The 21,531-nt window shown below is 64.3% G+C and carries 23 protein-coding genes and 1 pseudogene; 15 read left to right on the top strand and 9 right to left on the bottom strand.

Annotated elements, in window-relative coordinates; genetic code table 11:
* Window position 1 precedes the first annotated feature (1 nt).
* Window positions 2-1,003 carry a tripartite tricarboxylate transporter substrate binding protein gene (locus GXN78_RS24475; protein WP_106559050.1) on the bottom strand — a complete coding sequence of 334 codons (1,002 nt, stop codon included), beginning with the start codon at window positions 1,001-1,003 and terminating at the stop codon, window positions 2-4.
* Window positions 1,000-1,797, bottom strand: a complete 798-nt coding sequence (locus GXN78_RS24470) for an IclR family transcriptional regulator (protein ID WP_106559049.1) — start codon at window positions 1,795-1,797, stop codon at window positions 1,000-1,002. The genes GXN78_RS24475 and GXN78_RS24470 overlap by 4 nt, the downstream gene beginning before the upstream one ends.
* 266 nt (window positions 1,798-2,063) lie before the next feature.
* Here GXN78_RS24470 and GXN78_RS24465 point away from each other — a divergent pair, with 266 nt between their 5' ends.
* From GXN78_RS24465 to GXN78_RS24400, 15 genes are all read left to right on the top strand, one after another.
* On the top strand, window positions 2,064-2,282 hold the full coding sequence (locus GXN78_RS24465) for a hypothetical protein (protein WP_106559048.1): 219 nt from the start codon (window positions 2,064-2,066) through the stop codon (window positions 2,280-2,282).
* 320 nt (window positions 2,283-2,602) lie between these two features.
* Window positions 2,603-2,749 (top strand): hypothetical protein, encoded by a 147-nt coding sequence (locus GXN78_RS40900; protein ID WP_181360633.1) that lies wholly within the window; start codon window positions 2,603-2,605, stop codon window positions 2,747-2,749.
* Window positions 2,750-2,805: 56 nt separating this feature from the next.
* A complete protein-coding gene (locus tag GXN78_RS24460) occupies window positions 2,806-3,390 on the top strand; it encodes an A24 family peptidase (protein ID WP_106559047.1) in 585 nt (194 codons plus the stop codon).
* Between the two features lie 36 nt (window positions 3,391-3,426).
* On the top strand, window positions 3,427-4,272 hold the full coding sequence (cpaB, locus tag GXN78_RS24455; protein WP_106559046.1) for a Flp pilus assembly protein CpaB: 846 nt from the start codon (window positions 3,427-3,429) through the stop codon (window positions 4,270-4,272).
* 25 nt (window positions 4,273-4,297) lie between these two features.
* Window positions 4,298-5,824, top strand: a complete 1,527-nt coding sequence (locus GXN78_RS24450) for a type II and III secretion system protein family protein (RefSeq protein WP_181360632.1) — start codon at window positions 4,298-4,300, stop codon at window positions 5,822-5,824.
* Between the two features lie 12 nt (window positions 5,825-5,836).
* Complete coding sequence (locus GXN78_RS24445) at window positions 5,837-6,115, top strand: hypothetical protein (RefSeq protein ID WP_106559044.1); 279 nt, start codon at window positions 5,837-5,839, stop codon at window positions 6,113-6,115.
* A 114-nt stretch (window positions 6,116-6,229) separates the two neighbouring features.
* Window positions 6,230-6,442 carry a Flp family type IVb pilin gene (locus GXN78_RS24440; protein ID WP_106559043.1) on the top strand — a complete coding sequence of 71 codons (213 nt, stop codon included), beginning with the start codon at window positions 6,230-6,232 and terminating at the stop codon, window positions 6,440-6,442.
* A gap of 72 nt (window positions 6,443-6,514) precedes the next feature.
* Window positions 6,515-7,786, top strand: a complete 1,272-nt coding sequence (locus tag GXN78_RS24435) for a pilus assembly protein TadG-related protein (RefSeq protein WP_239142888.1) — start codon at window positions 6,515-6,517, stop codon at window positions 7,784-7,786.
* A 13-nt stretch (window positions 7,787-7,799) separates the two neighbouring features.
* Entirely contained in the window at window positions 7,800-8,252 is a 453-nt protein-coding gene (locus GXN78_RS24430; RefSeq protein ID WP_106559042.1) for a TadE family protein, read from the top strand.
* The gene (locus GXN78_RS24425) at window positions 8,249-8,707 is read left to right on the top strand and encodes a TadE/TadG family type IV pilus assembly protein (protein ID WP_106559041.1); all 459 of its coding nucleotides are present in this window, start codon (window positions 8,249-8,251) and stop codon (window positions 8,705-8,707) included. The genes GXN78_RS24430 and GXN78_RS24425 overlap by 4 nt, the downstream gene beginning before the upstream one ends.
* A gap of 94 nt (window positions 8,708-8,801) precedes the next feature.
* A complete protein-coding gene (locus GXN78_RS24420) occupies window positions 8,802-9,875 on the top strand; it encodes an AAA family ATPase (protein ID WP_239142925.1) in 1,074 nt (357 codons plus the stop codon).
* 15 nt (window positions 9,876-9,890) lie between these two features.
* Window positions 9,891-11,261, top strand: a complete 1,371-nt coding sequence (locus GXN78_RS24415) for a CpaF family protein (RefSeq protein WP_106559039.1) — start codon at window positions 9,891-9,893, stop codon at window positions 11,259-11,261.
* A 9-nt stretch (window positions 11,262-11,270) separates the two neighbouring features.
* Entirely contained in the window at window positions 11,271-12,263 is a 993-nt protein-coding gene (locus GXN78_RS24410) for a type II secretion system F family protein (RefSeq protein WP_106559038.1), read from the top strand.
* Between the two features lie 9 nt (window positions 12,264-12,272).
* Window positions 12,273-13,181: a type II secretion system F family protein gene (locus GXN78_RS24405; protein WP_106559037.1), complete on the top strand. Its 909-nt coding sequence runs from the start codon at window positions 12,273-12,275 to the stop codon at window positions 13,179-13,181.
* A 69-nt stretch (window positions 13,182-13,250) separates the two neighbouring features.
* Window positions 13,251-13,907, top strand: coding sequence for an isoprenylcysteine carboxylmethyltransferase family protein (locus tag GXN78_RS24400; protein ID WP_146163117.1), 657 nt, complete (start codon window positions 13,251-13,253; stop codon window positions 13,905-13,907).
* Window positions 13,908-14,168: 261 nt separating this feature from the next.
* Here the strand turns inward: GXN78_RS24400 and GXN78_RS24395 are convergent.
* From GXN78_RS24395 to GXN78_RS24365, 7 genes and pseudogenes are all read right to left on the bottom strand, one after another.
* Window positions 14,169-14,753, bottom strand: a pseudogene (locus GXN78_RS24395) (IS630 family transposase); the annotation flags it as partial.
* Complete coding sequence (locus GXN78_RS24390) at window positions 14,710-15,234, bottom strand: winged helix-turn-helix domain-containing protein (RefSeq protein ID WP_146163252.1); 525 nt, start codon at window positions 15,232-15,234, stop codon at window positions 14,710-14,712. The pseudogene GXN78_RS24395 and the gene GXN78_RS24390, both read right to left, overlap by 44 nt.
* Before the next feature lie 77 nt (window positions 15,235-15,311).
* Entirely contained in the window at window positions 15,312-15,998 is a 687-nt protein-coding gene (locus GXN78_RS24385; protein ID WP_106559955.1) for a response regulator transcription factor, read from the bottom strand.
* Between the two features lie 11 nt (window positions 15,999-16,009).
* Window positions 16,010-17,698 (bottom strand): histidine kinase, encoded by a 1,689-nt coding sequence (locus GXN78_RS24380; protein WP_106559956.1) that lies wholly within the window; start codon window positions 17,696-17,698, stop codon window positions 16,010-16,012.
* Window positions 17,699-17,913: 215 nt separating this feature from the next.
* Entirely contained in the window at window positions 17,914-19,638 is a 1,725-nt protein-coding gene (locus GXN78_RS24375; RefSeq protein WP_106559957.1) for a cobalt chelatase, read from the bottom strand.
* Between the two features lie 10 nt (window positions 19,639-19,648).
* Complete coding sequence (locus GXN78_RS24370) at window positions 19,649-20,623, bottom strand: AAA family ATPase (RefSeq protein ID WP_106559958.1); 975 nt, start codon at window positions 20,621-20,623, stop codon at window positions 19,649-19,651.
* A gap of 13 nt (window positions 20,624-20,636) precedes the next feature.
* Window positions 20,637-21,467, bottom strand: a complete 831-nt coding sequence (locus tag GXN78_RS24365; protein WP_106559959.1) for an IclR family transcriptional regulator — start codon at window positions 21,465-21,467, stop codon at window positions 20,637-20,639.
* Between the last annotated feature and the right edge of the window lie 64 nt (window positions 21,468-21,531).

The following is a 21,531-nucleotide window of genomic DNA, read 5'->3' as shown; positions in this document are numbered from 1 at the left end:
CTCAGTCCACTCGGATGTTGGCTTCCTTGGCCAGCTTGTTCCAACGAACCAGTTCGGTGGACACCACCTTGCCGAGCTCGGCCGGCGTGCCGCCCACGCCTTCGCTGCCCTGGGCCAGCAGCTTGTCGCGGATTTCCGGCTCGCGCACGACGGTGTTGACCACGCGGTTGAGCTTCTCGATGGCGGCCTTGGGCGTCTTCGTGGGCACGAACATCGCGTACCACGAGTCGACCTCGAAGTCGGCGACGCCCGCCTCCTGCATGGTCGGCACGTCGGGGAAGGCGGCGCTGCGCTTGGTGGTGGAGACCGCGAGCGCCTTGAGCTTGCCGGACTTGACGAACTGCGCCGCCGCGGGAATGGACACCCACAGCAGCGGCACCTGGCCGCCCATCACGTCGGTCACGGCCGGGCCGCCGCCGCGGTAGGGCACGTGCGTCAGCTCGGTGCCGGTGCGCAGCTTGAACAGCTCGCCGGCCAGGTGGCCGGGCGACCCGTTGCCCACGGTGGCATAGGACAGCGATCCCGGCTTGGCCTTGGCCATCGCCACCAGTTCGGCCACGTTGTTGACCGGGAAGCTGGCGTTGGCCACCAGGATCTGCGGCAGCGAGGCCACCATCGCGACCGGCTCGAAGTCCCTCTGCGTGTCGAAGGGCAGCTTGGCGTAGATCGCCGGGTTGATGGTGTGCGAGGAGAGCGTGAACAGCACCGTGTAGCCGTCCGCCGCCGACTTGGCCGCGAGCTCGGTGCCGATCGAGCCCGCCGCGCCGCCGCGGTTGTCGATCACCACCGGCTGGCCCAGCTGGGCCTGGAAGCGCTCCTGCACGATGCGCGCGATCACGTCGGTGCCGCCCCCGGGCGGGTAGGGAACGATCAGCTTGATGGGCTTGGTGGGGTAGTCGGGGCCGTTGCTGCTGTTGCTGCCTTGTGCCTGCGCGGCGAAGGGCGCGGCGAGCGTGGCCGCCGTCAGGACGGCGGTGCGCAGCCAGGGGGCGAAGCGATTCATTCCAGTCTCCTTCTCTTGGGGGTGGTCGTCATCGGCGCCGGGCCAACCCGGTAGCCCAGCGTGGCGCTGGCGTCGCGCGCGCAGGTCATGACCTGCTCGGCGAGGCCGCGTGCCTGGGTGCGCGCGAAGCGGATCGAGGGCACGCTCATGCCCAGTGCGGCGACCGCTTCGCCTCGCGCGTTGAAGACCGGCGCGCCCAGCCCGCAGACGCCGAGCCGCCATTCCTCGCGGTTCTCGGCATAGCCGCGCGCGCGGGTGCGCTCGAGTTCGGCGTGGAGAGCGTCGAAGCCGGTGATGCTGTTGGGCGTGTGCGGCACGAGTGTGCCCAGGCGCGCGCGCAGCGCGGCCACATCGAGCTGCGCCGCGGCGAGCAGCGCCTTGCCCGAGGCCACGCAGTAGGCGGCCGCCCGGCCGCCCACGCGCGAGTAGGCGGCCACCGGCAGCGGGCTGTCGAACTTGTCGAGGTAGACGATCTCGGCGCCGTCGAGGGCCGCCAGGTGGATGGTCTCGCCCGTGGCCTGCGCCAGCGCCGCGAGGTGCGGGCGCAGCAGCGCGCCGATGTCCGCCACCTCGGCCACCAGGGAGCCGAGCTCGAACAGGCGCAGGCTCGGACGGTAGGCGCTGGTAGCCGGGTCCTGCACCGCCCAGCCGCACTCCACCAGCGTCTGCAGCGTGCGATGCGCATTGCTGCGCGCCATCCCGAAGGCCTGGGCCAGGTCGGTCACGCGGCAGTCGCGTTGCTGGCGCACCATCCATTCGATGGCGGCGAGGCCCTTGGCAAGCGTGGAGTCCATGGGGTTCCTGAATTGGTTGTTCTAAATATTGGAACAACGTTCGTACATATGGAACAACTTTAGGAGCCTGCTGCGGTGCTGTCAACCGGGGCAGCCATGATCTTTGCGCGAAGAGCACTGTGAAAAGCTTCTCGAAATCGGCGGGTTTGTAGGTCGAAAGACCCCGTCATTCGACCAAAGTCGTAGTGCGAGCTGGTGCAGAGCCGGCACACTCGCGCGCTCGTCCGGTGACGTCCGGGCCCAAGAGCGAACCAGAGGGATCGCACATGGACATGACGCACTGGCATTACCTGGGAGCCCTTGTGGGCATGATCGGCATCGGCTGGCTGGTGGTCGCGCTGATGTACCGCGGCTGGAAACCCTTGAACGACCGCATGAGCGAGCGGGTGAAGGAGTCGACCACCTTGCTCGCCGCGCTTGAGGAAGCCGACCCCTGTCACGCCGGGTCGCATCCTTCGCGTACGTACGGCATCAGCATTCGCTGAACTCGCCGCCGAGGCGGCTCCGCACGGGCGGGGCCTGCACCCGATGCCCACGGGTGCCATCTCCCATCTCTTGCCTTCTCGTCATTCCGACCGGCCGGTCGCGCCGAGGCTGTGCGCTGCCGTGTTGGCCCGAGGCTGAATACTTAAGTAGGCTTTTTGTCATGCCTTGCAGCCCCGCCGCTGCGGGCTATCTGTCCTGCACAAGTCAGGACACCATGCTCATGTAGACCTTTGTTTGCATATCTACAGTCATTCCCAAGGCAAGACATTAACCGGCAGGACCGGCGGGTGGGCTGCCGAGGAATGGCTTGGAGAGATGCATGCGAATCGGCGAATCACTGTCGTCCGTAGGGCTCGAGCTGCTGACAAGCGAGGCAGGCGCTTCCTTCATGGAATGCGCGCTGGTCGGGTCGCTGGTGCTCGTCTTCTGCATGTTGCTGCTCTTGGCCTGGAACAAATACACATGAGGCCCGGTCGCCGGGTCTCCTGAACCGAAGTCCGATCGGAAGAGAGAGAAGTCGCCATGCAGGAATTTCACGCGCTCCTCGAGCTCCTTGCCATGCTGGTGTTCGACCCGCGCACCGCGGTCCTCATCGTACTGTTGGTCATTGCAGGGATCACGGACTACCGCACCTACCGCATTCCCAACTGGCTGACCTTCGGTGGCGCCACCTTCGCGCTGGTCTACAAGACCGTCATTGCCGTGTCGCCTGGCTCGGCCCTTCTGATGGCATCGGGGGGGCTGTTTCTCGGATTCCTGCTGCTGCTGCCGCTCTACATGCTGCATGCGATGGGGGCAGGGGACGTGAAGCTGATGGCGATGGTCGGTGCATTCCTGGGCGTAGACGAAACCTTGCAAGCGGTGCTCTTCGCCTTTGTCGCCGGCGGCGTGGGCGCAATCGGATTCGCGCTCCTCAAGGGCCACGTCAGCCGTTTGCTGCGCAATGCCGTGGACGTGATCTACGGCCTGGCTACCTCCGCCTTCGTCGGCGTCAGGCCCGCCACCCGGGCGCACGCCGCCCCGTCCATCGGAAAGCTCCCCTACGGCGTGTGCATCAGCGTCGGAACCATCGGCTATGTGTTGGGCCGGCAACTGGGCTACGCGTAGACCAACACCCGAGTCATCTCTTTAGCGAGGCATCTCATGAGAAACATCAAAGCAATCGGTCTGATGATCCTAGCTGTGCTGCTCGGCGTCGCGGCCGCGGTCTATGCGGCTGGTTGGATTGCCAGCCAGGGCAGCATTGCATCCAACAAGGTGGTGGTCGCCAACGTCGACATCGAACTCGGCAGCCGCATCAACGCGCAGATGCTGGGCGCTATCGATTGGCCGAGCGGCTCTCTTCCGCCCGGCACTTTCTCGGACGTGCAGGAGCTGCAGGACCGCGTGGCCAAGGTCGGTGTGCTGCGCGGCGAGGCGGTGCTCGAAGGCAAGCTCGCGCCCAAGGGCACGCTTGGCGGTCTCTCGGCCGTCATAGCGGACGGCAAGCGGGCCATGACGGTGCGCGTCAATGACGTCGTCGGCGTCGCCGGCTTCGCGCTGCCTGGCAACTACGTCGATGTCATGGTGAACGCCCAGCAGGACAAGGCCAAGGGCGAAGAAGGAAAGCAGATCAGCAAGACCGTGCTCGAGCACGTGCTGGTGCTGGCCGTCGCACAGGAGGCCGGTCGCGACGACACCAAGCCCAAGGTTGTCAGCGCCGTGACGCTCGAGCTGTCGCTCGAGGACTCCGAGAAGCTCGACCTCGCCCGCAGCGTCGGCACCCTGTCACTGGTGCTGCGAAATCAGGTGGACAAGGCAAAGGTCGTCACCGCCGGGATCACCAAGAGCCAGCTCTTCGGCGAGAAGGAGATCGTGCCCGTGTCGCTTGCGCCCGCTGCCCTTGCCGCTGCCAAGCCGAGATCCTTCATCAGCAAGCCCATGACAGCGCCAGCTCTGGAATGCGTGGAAGTCATCCAGAGCTCCGGCCGAGCCCTCAATTGCTTCTGACGCCACGTCAACGAGGAGAATTCAAGTGCATCACAAACACAAGTCCCTGGCGCTGCTCATCGCGCTGGCGTTGGCGGGGCCGTCTATCGCGGCCGACAATCCTGTAGTCGCGGCGGCAGTCGCCGGCCCGGCTCCTGCAGCTGCTGCAAGCACCGCCAGTCCTGCGAGCTCCGGCACCAAGCGTTGCACATCCGTGGTCCAGGACGAACGGCCGACCTACGTGACGCTCGGCAAGTCCACGGTCATACCGCTCGATGTACGGGTCGCCCGCATCGTGGTGAGCGGGCAGCCGCCCGGGCGCGCCCCTGCGCCGCCAGCCGCGGCTGCGCCTGGGGCGGCACCGGCGCCCGCGCATGCGGCACCGGCAGCCCATGCGAACGCGAATGACGGCGTGGCTGACATGGAAGTCATGCTGCTCAGCCCGACCGACCTGTTCTTCAGGGGCAAGGTCGCGGGATCCATGAACGTGATCCTGCAGAACGCGCAGGGCGCCTGCTTCATCAAGGACTTTATCGTCACGGTCGATTCGGGCGCGCTGCAAGCGAAGCTGACCGAACTGATGCCCGAGGAAAACCGAATCAAGGTTCGGGGCGCCGAACGCGCCATCGTGCTCACGGGCGAGATCAGTGACGCGCTGAAGCTCGACGACGTGATGAGCCTGGCCACCTCCTACGGCGACGGCAAGAAGGTGGTGAACCTGCTGCGTATCACATCGCCGCAGCAGGTCATGCTCGAAGTCAAGATCGCCGAAGTCAGCAAGACCTTGCTTGACAAACTCGGGTCGAGCATCGCCGCGCGCAGATTCACCAATGGCGGCGCCAATACCTATACGCTGATCTCCAGCTTCCTCAGCGGCGGTGGCGCATTCGCAGAAGCGCTCCGGGTCGGCAAGACGGCAATCTCGATCGACGGCCAGAAAGACGATGGCCTGGTGCGTGTCCTGGCCGAGCCCAACATCATGGCTATCAGCGGGCAGCAGGCCAGCTTCTTGTCGGGCGGCAAGATCTTCATCCCTGTGTCTCAAACCCAGATCGGCGGCTTCCCCACCATCACGCTAGAAGAAAAAGAGTTCGGCATCGGGGTGAAATTCACGCCCACGGTGCTGAACGGCGGCCGAGTCAATTTGAAGATGGTGTCCGAGGTTTCGGATCTGTCGCAGACGGGCTCACCTTTCACGACTGTCTCTGGTGTGACCTCGGTCCTGCCATCGCTCACCGTGCGCCGGGCCGACACCACGGTGCAGCTCAATGACGGACAGAGCTTCGTCATCGCCGGACTGATCAAGAACAACGTCACCGAAACGATCAAGCGCTTTCCGGGGCTCGGTGAAGTGCCGGTGGTGGGCGCGCTGGCTCGAAGCACCGAATTCCAGAACGACCAAACGGAACTACTGTTCGTGATCACGCCTCGGCTAGTGAAGCCACTAGCGGAATCGCCGCGTCTGCCGACGGACAACCACGTAGTGCCGAGTCGGGCCGAGGTCTATTTCAACGGCGCGCTCGAGAGTGCGACGCCGCCGGCCGATGCGCCGCCCCCCCTGTCACAGCAATAAGGAGTGCAAATCATGAAGACGCAGGCCCTCGCCATTCTGCTTGTCGTGCTGACGGCTGGTTGCCAGACCACGACCCCGAACTACGACGCGCGCTTCGGCGACTCGGTGCGCGATGCGAAGCGAAAGATGACCATCGATCCGGATGCCGGGAAGAAGAACTCCGACATGGCGGTCGGGATGGACGGGCGGGCCGGCCGCCAGACGGTCATCCGCTACCAGGACAGCTTCAAGGAGCCGCCGCCCGCGGTGAACGTTATCAACATTGGCGGTGCCATCGGCGGAGGCCGCTAGCCACCGAGTTCGTTGATTCATCAAACATCTACCGAAAGGAGTCTGATTATCGAGGACAGAAGTCGGAAACAACCTTCTATTACCATTTGATTAACTGTTTTTATAGGTGAATGTATGAAATCCATTGGCAATTTTTTCCGCGGTTTGGCGATTGAAGAAGACGGCGCACAAATCATCGAATACGCGCTCATCGTCGCGGTAGTTTCGCTCGGCCTCATTCTGCTGGTTCAAACCGGCCTCCTTGCAAACGGAGGCGCTTTCACCACATGGCTTGCTAACGTCGGCACTTGCCTCACTACCGGAACATGCCCCCCGGCAGGCGGCTGAAGTAACAGAGGGCGATGTCGACCACCCCATAGCAATCGACGTCGCCTTCACTTTGCATCGAAGGATACGGCCATGTTGTCCACGCGCATTCCGATGAGATCCCGCCAAGGTGGCGCGGTGATCATCACCACGGCACTCCTGCTTCTCTTCTTGCTCGGGTTCATGGGACTTGCTCTGGACTTCGGCCGTCTTTTCATCCTGAAGACCGAACTGCAGACCTCGATTGACAGTTGCGCACTGGCCGCGGTACAGGAACTCGACGGCGCATCGGACGCACTGACGCGCGCGACCAACGCGGGCTTGGTCGCAGGCAATCTCAACAAGATCAACTTCCAAGGCGAGACCGCTGCGGTGGCAGACGCGGAAGTGACGTTCAGCGATTCCCTGAACGGAACGTACAGCAAGACGTTTGCACCCATCGCCAATGCCAAGTACGCCAAATGCACCCATACCCGAGCCGGTGTCGAGCCCTGGTTGTTGGGGGCACTGACCGCGTTCAGTGGAGACTCGACCTACGGAGCGACCCGGGGTGCCTTCGCCGTCGGCGTCGCTACACGAAGTTCAGCCCAGAGTGCCTGCGCCATTCCAGTTCGGCTCAGGCCAAGGGACGCCAGCGACAAGACAAACTTCGGCCTCACGCCGGGCGAGTGGATCTCCACCCTCTACGACGAAAAGAGCAACAGCGCGACTGTCGAACCAGGTCATTTCGGATGGGTCAATCTCAATCCGGGCGTCAGTTCCAGTGCCCAGGCGATCAAGGACCAACTTCTGGGTAACGGCTCTTGCATCAGGACGGACGCCGGCCTCAGCACCACAGGTGCGAAATTCTCCGCGGCACTCGAGTGGAATTCCCGCTTCGGCCTCTACAAGAATGGCGCCGGCAGCCCGAAGATCACAGACGCGGCGCCGGATCTGACGGGCTATTCATACACGGCCACGAATTGGCCGAGCCGATCAGGTGCGGCATCCGATTTCCTCGCCAAGCGCGCCACCCATCGTTCGTACGGAAACACCGTAGACACGGTGAATGCCGGCGACGCCATCACGGGCCTAAACATCAAGGGCGGCTACAAGGACGGCGACATGGGAACCTACTCGGCGGGGCCGAGGGCCCTGGCCACCTACGGTGGCAGTCGCCGATTGGTCATGGCGCCCGTCATGGAGGCTTCGTCGGGGCCGATTGACGGCTGGGCGTGCGTGTTGATGCTGCACCCGATTGACAGTGTTCAGACCACCGTCTACCTCGAATACGTCGGCAATGCCGGCAGTCCCGGCAGCCCATGCACCAGTGGCGGACTGGCGGGTGGCGCCAGCGGTCCTCTGGTGCCGGTCCTGGTGCAGTAGGAGTGGACACGAAATGAAGAATGCACAAAAAGGCGTGGCACTGATCGAGTTCGCACTCGTGCTGCCCCTGCTGCTAATCCTGACCTTCATCGTGACCGAATTTGGCCGCGCGCTGTACCAGTACAACACCCTGGTCAAGGGTGCGCGCGATGCCGCTCGCTATCTGTCGGTCCAGAACCCGGGCAGCGGCATCGCCCAATCCAAGAATCTCGTGGTCTACGGCAGCCTTACGAACACCGGCAGCCCGCTCGCCTTCGGGCTCGCTCTGAACCAGGTGAAGGATCCCGTCTGGCAATTGGCCGGCGCCAGTCCCGTGATCAACACCGTCACCGTTCGCATTGCGGGTTGTGGCACTTCGGCGCCGCCTTGCTACAAGTTCGTGCCACTGGTCGTGAGCGCGTTCGGCTTGACCATTGGAGAAATCAACTTTGCCGACATCACCGCCACGATGCGGGCACCGCTATGAAGACACGCAAAAAGCAAGAGGGCGCCACGATCGTTGAGTTTGCGCTGGTCCTCTTGATCTACCTGACCTTCGTGCTTGGAATCATCGACTTCTCCCGCATGCTCTGGACATGGAACGCCGCCAATGAAGCCACCCGCTGGGGCGCGCGAGTTGCCGTGGTTTGCGACCGCGGCGCGGGCGTGGTGCTTTCAAAAATGCAGACCTTCCTTCCGCAATTGACGGCCGCCAATGTCGTTGTCGACTGGTACGACGCCGCCGGCAATGTCAGTGCCGCTTGCACCTCCGCAAGCTGCAGCGCGGTGAACGTCCGCATCGTGAACCTCGACTATCAATGGGTGTCGCCGATCGCCGGAGCTGCGGCTGCGAGGGCACCGATCCCGATGCCAGGCTTCTCCACCTATTTGCCGCGCGAGATCATGGGCCAGGATCCAGGCAGTGCGGCCGTCTGCTCCTGAATCAACAAAGATCAACATGAAAATTGCCATCATCTCGCCCAATCGGACCCATCTAGACGAGATGGACCGCGTGCTCCGGGCCCGCGCGCACACCGTGTTGCTGTTCGACGGCGGCAAGAGCCGGATGCGGACCGTCGCGGAGCAGGAGCAGCCCGACCTTTTGCTGGTCGACGGCATGTGCTGCGATCCGAATGAACTGACGATGGTCGAGCACGTCACGACGCACCACCCGCGTACCGCGGTCGTGCTGCTTTGTGCGAGCCACACGCCCGAGTTCCTGCTCAATTCGATGCGCGCGGGTGTGCGTGAGGTGCTCCCGTCGCCTGCGACAGCAAGCGCTCTCGAAGCCGCGATCGATCGCGTGGCTGCCAAGCTCGCGGGTGCGCAGGGGCAGTCGACCGGCAAAGTTCTCGCCCTCGTGCCGTGCAAGGGCGGCAGCGGCGCGACTTTCCTGGCGACCAACCTGGCCTTTCAGCTGAGCGAGCACAGCTCGGTGCTGCTTATCGACCTGAACTTGCAGTTCGGCGATGCGCTGGCCTTCGTGAGTGACGAGAAGCCGAACTCCACACTCGCGGACGTCGCACGCGACATCGGCCGCCTCGATGCCTCGTTCCTCGCAGCCAGCGCCGTCGCAATCACACCCAACTTCCGCCTGCTTGCGGCACCCGAGGATCCGTCGAATGCCATGGAAGTGAAGCCGGAGCACATCGATGCGATCCTGAACCTCGCCGTTCTGCAGTACGACTTCGTGCTGCTCGACATGGCGCGGACGCTCGACACGCTGTCGATCCGCGCGCTCGACCGCGCACACCGCATCTACCCGGTGCTGCAGGCCGGCCTGCCGGACCTGCGAAATGCGGCCAAGCTGCTCGGTGTCTTCAAGTCCCTCGGCTACGCGCCGGACAAGATCGAATTGATCGTCAATCGCTTCGAGAAGAGCAGCGAGATCGGCTCGAAAGAGGTGCGGCGGTCGCTCGGCGGCATCGCGCAGCGCACGATTCCGGACTCACCGAAGGAGGTCGCCGCCGCGATCAATCGCGGCGCTCCACTCGCGCAGATATCCCGCGCGAACCCAATCGTGAAAAGCCTCGCCGAGATGGCGTCGGCACTGGCGCCTCGGGACGAGGAGAGCCCCAGCTTCTTCCACCGGCTGTTCGGCCGGGCCTGACCTCGAAAGCACACCATGTCCTTGCGCGAAAAACTCAACGTGGTCGCAGCCGAGGCAGCCGCAAGCTCCGCATTGCATCTCGCTGCCGATCCCGGCCTGGCCGGAACCTCGGATGCCTACAAGATTCTCAAGGGCCGCCTGCACCTGAAGCTGCTGGAGAAGTTCGACCTTGCCTCGCTCGATACTCTGGCGCCCGACGCGCTGCGCCAGGAGATCGCGACGATGGTCGGTCGCCTGCTGCAGGAAGATCAGGCCGCCGTCAACGAGGCCGAGCGGCGTACGCTGATCCGCGATATCCAGCATGAGATGCTCGGCTTCGGGCCGATCGAATTGCTGATGGTCGATCCGACGGTGTCCGATATCCTCGTGAACAGATTCGACCAGATCTATGTCGAACGCCTCGGGCGGCTGGAGCTGACCCCGATCACCTTCACCGACGAGAAGCACCTGCTGCGGATCATCGACAAGATCGTGTCTTTCGTGGGGCGACGCATCGATGAATCGAGCCCCATGGTGGATGCGCGACTCCCCGACGGCTCGCGCGTGAACGCAGTGATCCCGCCCGTGGCACTCGATGGGCCAATGATGTCGATTCGCCGCTTCGCCCACAAGCCGCTCAAGATGAGCAACTTGGTGCAGGACCTCAAGAGTCTCACACCAGCGATGGCCTCGATGCTCGAAGGGCTGAGCAAGGCCAAGGTCAACATGATCATTTCGGGCGGCACCGGCGCCGGCAAGACGACATTGCTGAACATCCTCTCGGGCTACATCCCGGAATCGGAACGGGTCGTAACGATCGAGGACGCGGCCGAGCTGCAGATGCAGCAGCCGCATGTGGTGCGCATGGAAACACGCCCGATGAACATCGAGGGCAAGGGGGAGATCACGCAGCGCGCCCTGGTTCGCAACGCGCTGCGCATGCGGCCCGATCGCATCGTGATCGGCGAGGTGCGCGGCGCCGAGGCGGTCGACATGCTGCAGGCCATGAACACCGGCCACGAAGGCTCGCTGACAACCATCCATGCGAATACGCCGCGGGACGCTCTCTCGCGGCTCGAGAACATGATCGGCATGGCAAACCTCAACCTGCCGCACAAGGCCGCTCGCCAGCAGATCGCCTCGGCCATCACCGTGGTCGTCCAGGCGCTGCGCATGACGGACGGCAAGCGCAAGATCACGAGCATCCAGGAGATCACCGGGATGGAGGGCGAGATCATCAGCATGCAGGAAATCTTCGCCTACCGTCAGACCGGTGTCGGCGCAGAGGGCCAAGTGGAAGGTTATTTCCATGCGACCGGCGTGCGGCCGAAATTCACCGAGCGGCTGCGCTCCTTCGGCGTGGCGTTGCCCGATGCGCTGTTCGATCCGACCAAGCAGTACCAGTGAGGCCAGGCCATGCAACAGTCCATCACAGGCAATTCGTTCATCATGATCGCTGTGCTGGTCTTCGTCGCGGTGCTGCTGCTGCTCGAAGGCCTGTATCTGATGTGGAAGTCTTATAAGGGCCCTGAGGCCCGGCAGCTCGAAAAGCGCCTACGGGCCCTGTCGGGTTCGCGCGACACGACGCAGCAGGCGAAGCTCCTCAAGGAGCGCATGCTCAGCGAGGTGCCGGCGCTGCAGCGCTGGCTGCTGCGGGTGCCCCGCGCGCGGGAGCTGGACCGGTTGATCCTGCAGTCAGGCCTCGAGTGGACAGTCTCAAAGCTGCTCCTCGGCTGTGCCTCGCTGAGCGTGATCGGGTTTGCAGTTGTCGTGAAAGTGGTGCATCAGCCTGAAGCGTTCGGACTGGTGGCGGGTGTGGCGTTTGCCTTGATACCCCTTGCGTATGTAAGCCACTGCCGCTCACGCCGCTTGCGGCGCCTCGAGGTGCAGTTGCCGGATGCGCTTGACCTGCTGACACGCGCGCTGCGCTCCGGGCATGCCTTCTCTTCGGGCCTGCAAATGATCGGCGAAGAAATGGTCGATCCGATCGCGGCGGAGTTTCGCACCGTGCACGACGAAGTCAATTTCGGTGTTTCTCTGACGCAGGCCTTGGCGAACCTGAGCGAACGCATTCCCATCACGGATCTGCGCTACTTTGTTGTTGCGGTACTGATTCAACGCGATTCAGGTGGCAACTTGACCGAGGTACTCGGCAATCTGAGCCGTCTCATTCGAGAGCGCCTCAAGTTGCACGCCAAGGTACGCGTGCTCTCGGCCGATGGACGGCTCTCTGGTTGGATCATCGGGCTGCTGCCGTTCGCGCTCGCCGGTGGGCTGAATCTGCTCAATCCAAAGTTCATGTCCAGCCTGTGGACGGACCCGATCGGCATCACGATTATCAAGTACATGCTTGTGATGATGGCGATCGGCGCGCTCATCCTCCGGCACATTGTTCGCATTCGAGTCTAGGAGCGTCTCATGATGATCATGTCTGCGCTGGTCTTCCTGGCCGTCACACTCGGCCTTGCAGGCTTGTACTTGTGGTGGATGCCCTCGGAGGCCGAGCGGCGGCTGCAGGCGCTGGCCCCTGCGCTCGACACTTCATGGACCGAGACAGTCGTGAAGCTCGTCGGGCCGTTCGCGCAGCTTTCCTCGCCGACGGGCGAAGAAGAAGCGAGCCCGCTGCGGCTCAAGTTCCTCAATGCCGGAATCCGGCACCGCGATGCGAGCCTGATTTTTTTTGGGTTGAAGAGCTTGTTGCCGGTGCTTTTTGCGGGCGTTGCGTTCATCGTCGTTCGCGCGACCAGGCAGGCCGAGGGAATGAATTTGGTCTTCTGGCCCATGATGGCCGCGCTCATTGCGTGCTATCTGCCCAACGCTTACCTCCGCTTGCGCTCGAAGGCCCGCAGGCGCGAGATCTTCGAGAACTTTCCGGACGCTGCAGACCTGATGCTGGTCTGCGTCGAGGCGGGGTTGGGTCTTGACGCAGCACTCACGAAAGTGACGGAGGAAATTCGCATCAAGAGTGAAGCGCTGGCTCAGGAGTTGCACTGGACAAACCTGGAGATGCGAGCGGGAAGCGAACGGGACAAGTCGCTGCGCAATCTCGCGCTGCGCACTGGTGTCGAAGAGATTGCGACGTTTGCCACGATGCTGTCACAAGCAGACCGGTTCGGTACCAGCATTGGTGACTCGCTGCGGGTGTTTTCCGACGACTTGCGGCACAAGCGCCAAGTACGCGCCGAAGAGTTGGCGGCGAAGATCCCGACCAAGATGCTCTTTCCACTCGTCCTGTTTATTTTTCCGTCTATCCTTGCGGTGATCATCGGCCCGGCGGTGATCCAAGTCATCAGGACAATGATGCCAATGATGACAGGTACGAACTGAAGCAATCGGCCATTGCAGAGCAGATGACTGCTAGATGCATCACTTCACTTCGACCCAGGCGGGAGCGTCGTGATCATTGTTGAATTCTCTGAAGCTGGGAAAGCTGACACCATGACCAAGCGAGACATAGTACTGGACACGTTATTGCGGATTGCTGCGGCACTGGGCTATTCTGTATTTGTATATCGCATCGTATCGGCCCAGCTCCAGACGCCAAATATTGTCCTGACGACATTGCTCATTGCCGAAACGTTAGCGTTAGGACTCATCATCTTCAGCAGAAGAACGGACACCCGTGTCTATTCACTCTCTGCAATGACATCGACCTTTGCCGCCACGTTCTACTTCTTGTTCATTCAACTGGAAGGTGGCACTGTGCTGGTGCCCAGATGGCTTTCAGAGGCGCTCATTTTGAGCGGGATGGGCCTCCAAGTCGCCGCGAAGATCTGCCTCGGACGCAACTTTGGCCTGTTGCCAGCGCTTCGAGGTGTCGTGACAAACGGCCCCTATCGATTGGTGCGGCATCCCATTTACCTTGGGTACTTTGTCACCCATGTTGGCTATCTGCTCAATGTCTTCTCAATCTGGAACCTTTCCATACTGACGCTGCTGTACATTTTTCAATTCATCCGGATGATCAACGAGGAGAAGGTCTTGATGCAGTCTGCCGCGTACCGCGAGTACATGGCGCGAGTGTCAAAGAGGTTTATTCCATTCCTTGCGTGAGAGCCGCATGATCCCGGAGTTAGGACTGGTTAGCTCCAGCGTGTGATGGATGGACAGTCGCGATCACCTTGAGCACTTGTTCGGCAGCACGTCTCGGATGACTTGCGTCGCAAGTGCAAGCCAGTGTGGAGATGCTGGCGGCCAAAGCGCCGGCCAGAATGCTCGCCGTTGGCGCTGGGCATCTTCCCGTCGATGCTCATGGTCATCCTCGGCCCGGCGGCGATCCAGGTCATCCGCACGATCCTCGTCGACAGGCTTATACTAACTCGCGTTCAAAGATATAGAAGTTATCCATTTGAACCCGGTCATTGAATGGGTTCGCGTAGGATTGGATTCGAGGGCGACGAGTCCGTTGGTCAGGGTGCTCTCGACGGCGTCCAGATTGGCGAAGACGTGGTTGGCGAAGCAGTCCTCGCGCAGCGACTCCCACAAGTGCTCGGCGGGGTTCAGCTCCGGGCTGTACGGGGGCAGGAAGATCACGCGCATGTTCTGCGGCACGGCGAGATCACCGGCGATGTGCCAGCCTGCTTGATCCATGACCATCACGATGAATTCCGCGGCGTGGCGCTGCGCGACCTCGCTCAGGAACAGCGACATTGTCTCGGCGCTGACCCAGGGCAGCACGAGGCTGTCCAGCACGCCGTCGTGCGGGCTGACGGCGCTGAAGGCGTAGATGTACTTGCGCTCCAGTCGCGCACCGACCACCGGGCGTGTGCCGTGAGGTGCCCAGCAGCGCCGAGGGCTGCCCAACAAGCCGAATCGGCCTTCGTCCTGGAACATCAGGCGCACTTGGCGCCCACGTTCAGCCTGGCGCTCGACCTCTTGGCGTACCGTGCGGCGCAGTTTTTTTAAAGGCGGCCTGCGCCGCCACGTCTGCCTTGGGGTGCCGTGGGCGCGGCACCACCTTGCGCCAACCGTGGCGATCCAGAAGCCGGTAGACCGTAGAGGGGGCCACCTGCTTGCCCAGTTGTTCCTGGTAGGCCTGCTGGATCTCCGCCACCGTCAGCATGCCGCCCGCCTCGGCACGCTTGACGAATGGCGCCAGAAGTTGCTGCTCTTGCTCTGGGCTGAGGTGTTGGTGATGCCTGCCGCCACGCCCGCGCAGCTCGAAGATGGCATCTCCCTCCTTCGACCAGCGCGAGTGCAAGACATGCACCGTCGCTGTGGACCAGCCCAGCAACTCGGCGATCTGCGCGGCTGAACTGCCCAGCGTCGCACGGATGAGCACGCACTGGATGCGCTGGTACTCCGCATGACTGCCGGCTCGCTTGAGCCGCTCCGCCAGGCGCTCAACAGTCGGCCTATCACCCACGATCAATGTCTTCATCCACGACTCCTTGAAGTTCGTGGAATGACATGATATCTAATCTATTGAACGCGAGTTGGTATTAGACAGAGCGCGGTTTAGCTGGGCAGTTGGTCGAGCTGGTGCTTTACTGCATAGCAATAGAGCTCGAGGCGGTTCGTGACGTCCAGTTTCTGATAGATCGACGTCAGGTGGTTGCGCAGCGTGTGCTCCGTGATGAAGAGCTGGTTCGCCAGCGCCTTGTTCGACGCGCCGCTGCCCTGAACGACCGCGACGATGATCTTGCGCTCCTTGCATGTCAGACTGGCCTGCTTCTCCGCTTCCGGGTCGTGCCGGGGGCTCTGCCGGGTCGCCATGAATTCCGAGAACACCCGGCTCATCGTCTCGGCGTCCATGCAGAGCTCGCCGCGATGGACCCGCTCGATCGCCCGCAGCACCTGCTCGGCGGAGGCATCCTTGCGCAGGACACCGCGGGCGCCTTGCAGGACCGCCATGTCCAGGGTCTTCTGCCCACGTTCACCGGTCAGGATCAGGGCGCGTGACGCGGAGTTCGACAGCAGTCCCGGCAGGATGTCGAGGGCGCTCTTGCCGTCGAGGTCGAGGTCCAGAAGGATGACGTCGGGCGTCAGCTGCCCGACCTGCTCCAGGGCCTCCTCGCAGTTCCTGGCCGTGCCGACCACCTGCATGCGCGGCTTCTCGCCGTCGATCAGCTTGGACAGGCCCCACAGCATGGTCTGGTGATCGTCCACCACCATGACGCCGATCGGTTTTGTCGCTGGTTGCATCTTCCGCCTCCTTACATGGGTATTTCGACGTGCACCGATGTGGCGCCGCCCGTGCTGCGCTGGACACTCGCGTTGCCGCCCAGGGCGCTGGCGCGCTCGCAGATCGAGCGCGGCAGGAATTCCATCGCGAGCGTGCCGTCGGCCTCGTTCTCGATCTCCACCCTGAGCAGGCCGTCGGCGCAGGCCAGCCTGACGGCGCCGCAGTGCGCGAGGGTGTGCTTGCAGATGTTGTTGAGGCCCTCGCGCACGATCTGCAGGATCTCCGCCGCCATGCGGTCGTTCACGTTGAGCTCGCCCTCGACGCAGACCGCGATGTCGATGCCGTAGAAGTCGCGCACCTGCGCTGCCTGTTGCCGCAGCACCATCAGCACCGCCTGTTCCGACCGGTCCAGCCCGTTGCGCACCGCGCCCGCGTAGCGGCGCAGGTCGCCGATGACCCGGGCGGCCATGTCCTGCAGCTTGTCGAGGTCCTCGACCAGCGGGTTGTCGGCGCTGGCCTTGTTGCGCAGCGCGCTGAGGCCCATCTTCAATCCGATGTAGGGCTGGATGGCGGTGTCGTGAAGGTCCAGCGCGATCTTCAGCCGCTCCTGCGATGCCGCGTCCGAGGCCATGCGGTCGAGCAGCTCGATGCTCTCGACCACCGGAAAGGCCTGGGCGACCACGTGCCCCAGGAACAGGGCATCGGGGCGGCGGAACGCGCCGCATCGGGAGAGGACGAACAGCCGGCCGTCGCTCTTGCGCAGGTGGACGGGCACGCTGATGAAGGCGCCGGCTTCCAGCAGCTCCGCCAGGCCGTCGCATGCCGGGTGCGTCTCTTTCGTCCACCGCCCCTTCTCGCCGTCGTAGGTCGCCGCGCCGCCGAAGGCCGGCAGACGGGGCCAGCGTGAGCGCCGGTAGATCACCGCTCGATGGGGCGCGAGCGCCATCAGGAGCGCGGCCAGTTCCGGCGCGATCCGCGCGGCCTGAGGCGAACGATGCGCATCGCCTTGGCGGATGGTGCGCAGCGAGCAGGCGCCGGATTCCTTGTCCCGCACGACCAGCAGGCAGGTGTTGCTGTGCAGGAAAAAGCGCTGGATCTTTTCCAGGATGCCAGTGACGGTGTGGTCGACCCCGAAGCGCGGATTCGACAGCCGGCTGACGGCGCGCAGCAGCGCCAGCCGGCGCTTGAGCTCTACCTTGGAGCGGCCCCAGTAAATGATCATGTAACCGAGCGCCAGGATGAAGGTGGACCGCAGCAGCAGGCGGGGCAGGTCCTGCGCCGTGGCGGAGCCCATGCCGCAGGCCGCGAAAAGAGCGACCGAGGCCAGGGTCACGCGCGCACCTTCCTCGAAACCCCAGCGGAAGGAGGAGGTGAGGATGGCAAAGAAAAAGAACAGGAAGAAGGGGCTGTGGACGCCGTCCGTCAGCAGCACGATCAGCGCATACCAGCAGATGTCCAGCCAGTGGATCACCCGGCTTTGGGAGAGCGGCGCCTCCAGCTCGGAGTAGACGTACACCACCAGGCTGTGCAGGACGTAGCTGCAGAAGAGCAGCCACGTGGACCCGCCAACGCCTCGCAGGCTGGCCGGATCGACGAAGACCACGAGGAGCGCGGAGACGGAGAGCACCAGCCGCATCCTCGCCACCATGCAGGCGTCGGCGGCATCGGCCGCCAGGCTCGTGTCAATCTCGTTCTTCTTTTCCTGCCCCGCTACCCGCATCCGCTGTTCTCCTCGCGGCGCATGCGCCACGTTTCAATGTGAAAAGATCACATGCAGGTTACTACTTTGGTAAGCAAATGCATACGCGGCCAACCCTTGGTAACGCGTTTCGTGCGAAAGATCACACGCCGCAGGGGGCGGCGTCGGTTTGGATGTGCATCGATGTCGAATGCACAACGATGGATGTGCATTCGACAGCAAGAGGAGCCGCTGCCTCAGCCTCGGTAGCGTCCCGCCATCAGCCCGATCACCTCGCCGAACACCGCATTCCCCGCCGACCCCGCCAGCTCCAGCACATGGCTGCGGCTGTAGTACGGACTCAGGTCCAACCCCACGCCGATGCCCGCGATGCCGATGCGACCGGCCTGCTCGTGCCGCGCCACCACGTCCTGCAGGTGGTGGTCGAGGTAGTGGGCGTCGTTGGCGAGGTTCGTGGCGCTGTCCATCGGCGAGCCGTCGGAGAGCACGAGCAGCAGCTTGCGTTCCTCGGCGCGTGCCTCGAGGCGCGCGCAGGCCCAGTCCACCGCTTCGCCGTCGATGCCTTCGCGGAACAGGTCGGCCTTGAGCAGGGCGGCAATCGACGGGCGCGCCCGGCGCCAGGGCGTCTCGGCGCTCTTGAAGACCATGTGGCAGCGCTCGTTGAGGCGGCCCGGGTGCGCCGGCCGGCCGGCGCGCAGCCAGTCGCGCTGCGCCCGCCCGCCGTTCCAGGCGCCGGTGGTAAAGCCGAGGATCTCGCTGGCCACGCCGGTCTGCTCCAGCGCGCGCGCCAGCACGTCGGCCAGCATCGCCACCGATTCGGCATGCGCCTTCATGGAGCCCGAGCAGTCGATGAGAAGGCTCACGACGCAGTCGGCCACCGGCTCCAGGCGCTCCGTGCGGAACAGCCGCCGTTCGGTGGGGGAGGCGACCAGCTGGGCCAGGCGGCGGCCGTCGATGTGGCCTTCCTCCTGCGCGCCGTCCCAGCCTTCGCGCTGCGGCTCGGCCAGCAGGGCGCGCAGCTCGCGCGCGAGCCGGGCGATGTTGATGCCCTGCGCGGCGACGCGCCGGTCCAGCGTCTCGCGCAGCTCGGCCAGCAGCTCCCGGCGCACCAGCGATGCGGCCTCGTGCTCGCGGTCGTAGGCAGTGGTGAAGACGCGGTAGACAACGCCTTCGCCCTCCAGCAGCGCGCTGCGGCCCGAGTCGGCGGTGGCGAAGCGCTCGACGATTTCGCGGTCCATGTCGGCGACGAGGCTGAAGACGCTGCGCTTGTCGTCCGGCTCGGCATCGGAGTCGTCCTGGCCTTCCTCCCCCTCGCCGGCGGCATGCAGCATCGCAGCGACGGTGCCTGCGATGGCGCGCGCATGCACGGCATAGGCGGCCTGGTCCGCACGCTCGCGGCGCAGGCCTGCGAGCGCATGGCCGATCAGCGGCGAGAGCGCGAAGCGCGTGGCTTCCAGCATGTCCTCGGTCTCTTCCACCACCTGCTGGCCGGTCACGCGCGCGCGGCAGATCTGCGCAACGGCATAGAGCAGCAGCCCGCGCGCGGTATCGGTCAGGCCGGAATGGTGGAAGGAGAGGGACCACTGTTCATGGCGATGCCGCAGGTTGCGCTGCATGCCCGGCATGGCCTCGGGCGCGAGCGACTCCACGCGGAACTGCTCCAGCATCTCGAACAGCATGCGCTCGACCGGCTCCTCGGGGCGCAGGCGCTCGTGCAGGGCGGCGTCCGATGCGCGCAGGCGCAGCGCAAGCCCGTCGGCCGCGCCGCGGAAGGAGGCGAAGTCATCGCTCTCCGGCGAGGGATGCAGGTGCGGCGCGTACCAGGGCAGGGGCTGGCGGCCGCGGTGCAGGCGACGGCCGCGGAAATGCAGATCGCCCTCGCCGCTGAAGGCGCGCACCAGGCCTGCGCAGAGCTCATCGACCTGCTGCGCGTGCCGGACTTTCTGTTGCGCGTCGGTCACGGAGCGAGCCTCAGGAGCCCGACAGCTGGTGCGATTCCTTCAGCTCCAGGTCGAAGCAGCGCTGGAAATACTCCGCCACCAGCGGCCGCTCGGCCTCGTCGCACTTGTTGACGAAGGAGAGGCGGAAGGCCAGCGCCGGGTCGCGGAAGATCTCCACGTTCTCGGCCCAGGTGATCACGGTGCGCGGCGACATCAGCGTCGACAGGTCGCCGGCCGCGAAGCCCTTGCGCGTGAGCTCGGCCACCGCCACCATCGCGCGCACCCTGTCGTGGCCGGCTTCGCTCTGCATCGAGGGCACGCGTGCCTGCACGATCGCGATCTCCTCCTCGGCCGGCAGGTAGTCGAGCGAGGCGACGATGTTCCAGCGGTCGATCTGCGCATGGTTGAGCCGCTGCGCGCCGTGGTAGAGGCCGTTGAGGTTGCCCAGGCCCACGGTGTTGGCGGTGGCGAACAGGCGGAAGGAGGGATGCGGGTGCAGCACCCGGTTCTGGTCCATCAGCGTGAACTTGCCACCCTGCTCCAGGATGCGCTGGATGACGAACATCACGTCGGGCCGGCCCGCGTCGTACTCGTCGAAGATCAGCGCCACCGGCCGCTGCAGCGCCCAGGGCACGATGCCTTCCTGGAACTCCGTCACCTGCTGGCCCTCGCGCAGCACCACCGCGTCCTTGCCCACCAGGTCGAGGCGGTTGATGTGCCCGTCGAGGTTGAGCCGCACGCAGGGCCAGTTCAGCCGCGCTGCCACCTGCTCGATGTGGGTCGACTTGCCGGTGCCGTGCAGGCCCTGCACCATCACTCGGCGGTCGCGCATGAAGCCGGCGAGGATGGCCAGCGTCACGTCGGGGTTGAAGCGGTAGACCGCGTCGATCTCGGGTACATGGTCGTCGCGCTCGGCGAAGGCGGGCGCCATCAGGTCGCTGTCGATGCCGAAGACCTCGCGCACGCTCAGCAGGCGCTCGGGTTTGAGGGAAGCGATGTCGGTCATGTCGGTGCTTTCGTCAGGCCTGTGCCCGGTCTTCGCCTTCGGTATCGGCATCGATGCGCGACAGGGCGAGCGCGGCGCGCTGCAGCGCGGGCAGCAGCTTCTTCGCCTTCTCGGCATCGAGGCGCATCACCGGCGCCTGCACCGCGATGCACAGGTTGGAAGGCCCGCTCTCGTTGGGCACCAGGGCGGCGATGCACAGCAGCCCGGGCAGGAACTCCTCGTTGTCGAAGGCATAGCCGTCCTTGCGGACCCGCTGCACCTCGTGCTCCAGCGCGTCGAGCCCGGTCAGCGTCTTGGGCGTGTAGGCCTCCAGCTTGGCGTTGGCCAGCAGGCGCCGGCGCTGCGCCGGGCTCATCTGCGCCAGGAAGACCTTGCCGCTGGCCGAGCAGTGCACCGGCACGCGCGAGCCCGGATGCAGGTAGAAGCGCAGCGGCGCCGCGGTCTCCACGCGGTCCAGGTACACCACCTCGCTGCCGGAGAGGGCGGTGAGATTGCAGCTCTCGCCGATCTCTTCCACCAGCTGGCGCAGTACCGTGTGGCGCGCGCCGTGGTGGCTGTCGTTGAGCAGCAGGTTCTCCGCCAGCCGCCGCAGCCGCGTGCCGATGCCGTAGAGCCGGCTGTCGCCCGCGCGCTGCAGCAGGCCCGCGCTTTCCAGCTGCTGGAGCATGCGGTGCAGCGTGGGCTTGGGCAGGCCGGTGGCTTCCACCAGGTCCTGCAGCGCATAGCGCTGGTCCTTGGCGGCGATCACCTCCAGCAGCGCGAACAGGCGCATCGTGGGCGTGTCGCCGTTCAGCTCGGCGGTCTCGGGGTTCAGGCCATTGACGACTTTCATGGCCCGGATCATAGTCCTTTCAACAAAAAACGGGACAAAGCGTACCGATTTTTGAAATTTGTTGACGCAAGCCCAA

The organism is Variovorax sp. WS11 (assembly GCF_010499245.1).
Taxonomy (GTDB): Bacteria; Pseudomonadota; Gammaproteobacteria; order Burkholderiales; family Burkholderiaceae_C; genus Variovorax.
Note: the sequence above shows the minus strand (reverse complement) of the source record. Positions and strands in the feature narration are given on the sequence as shown.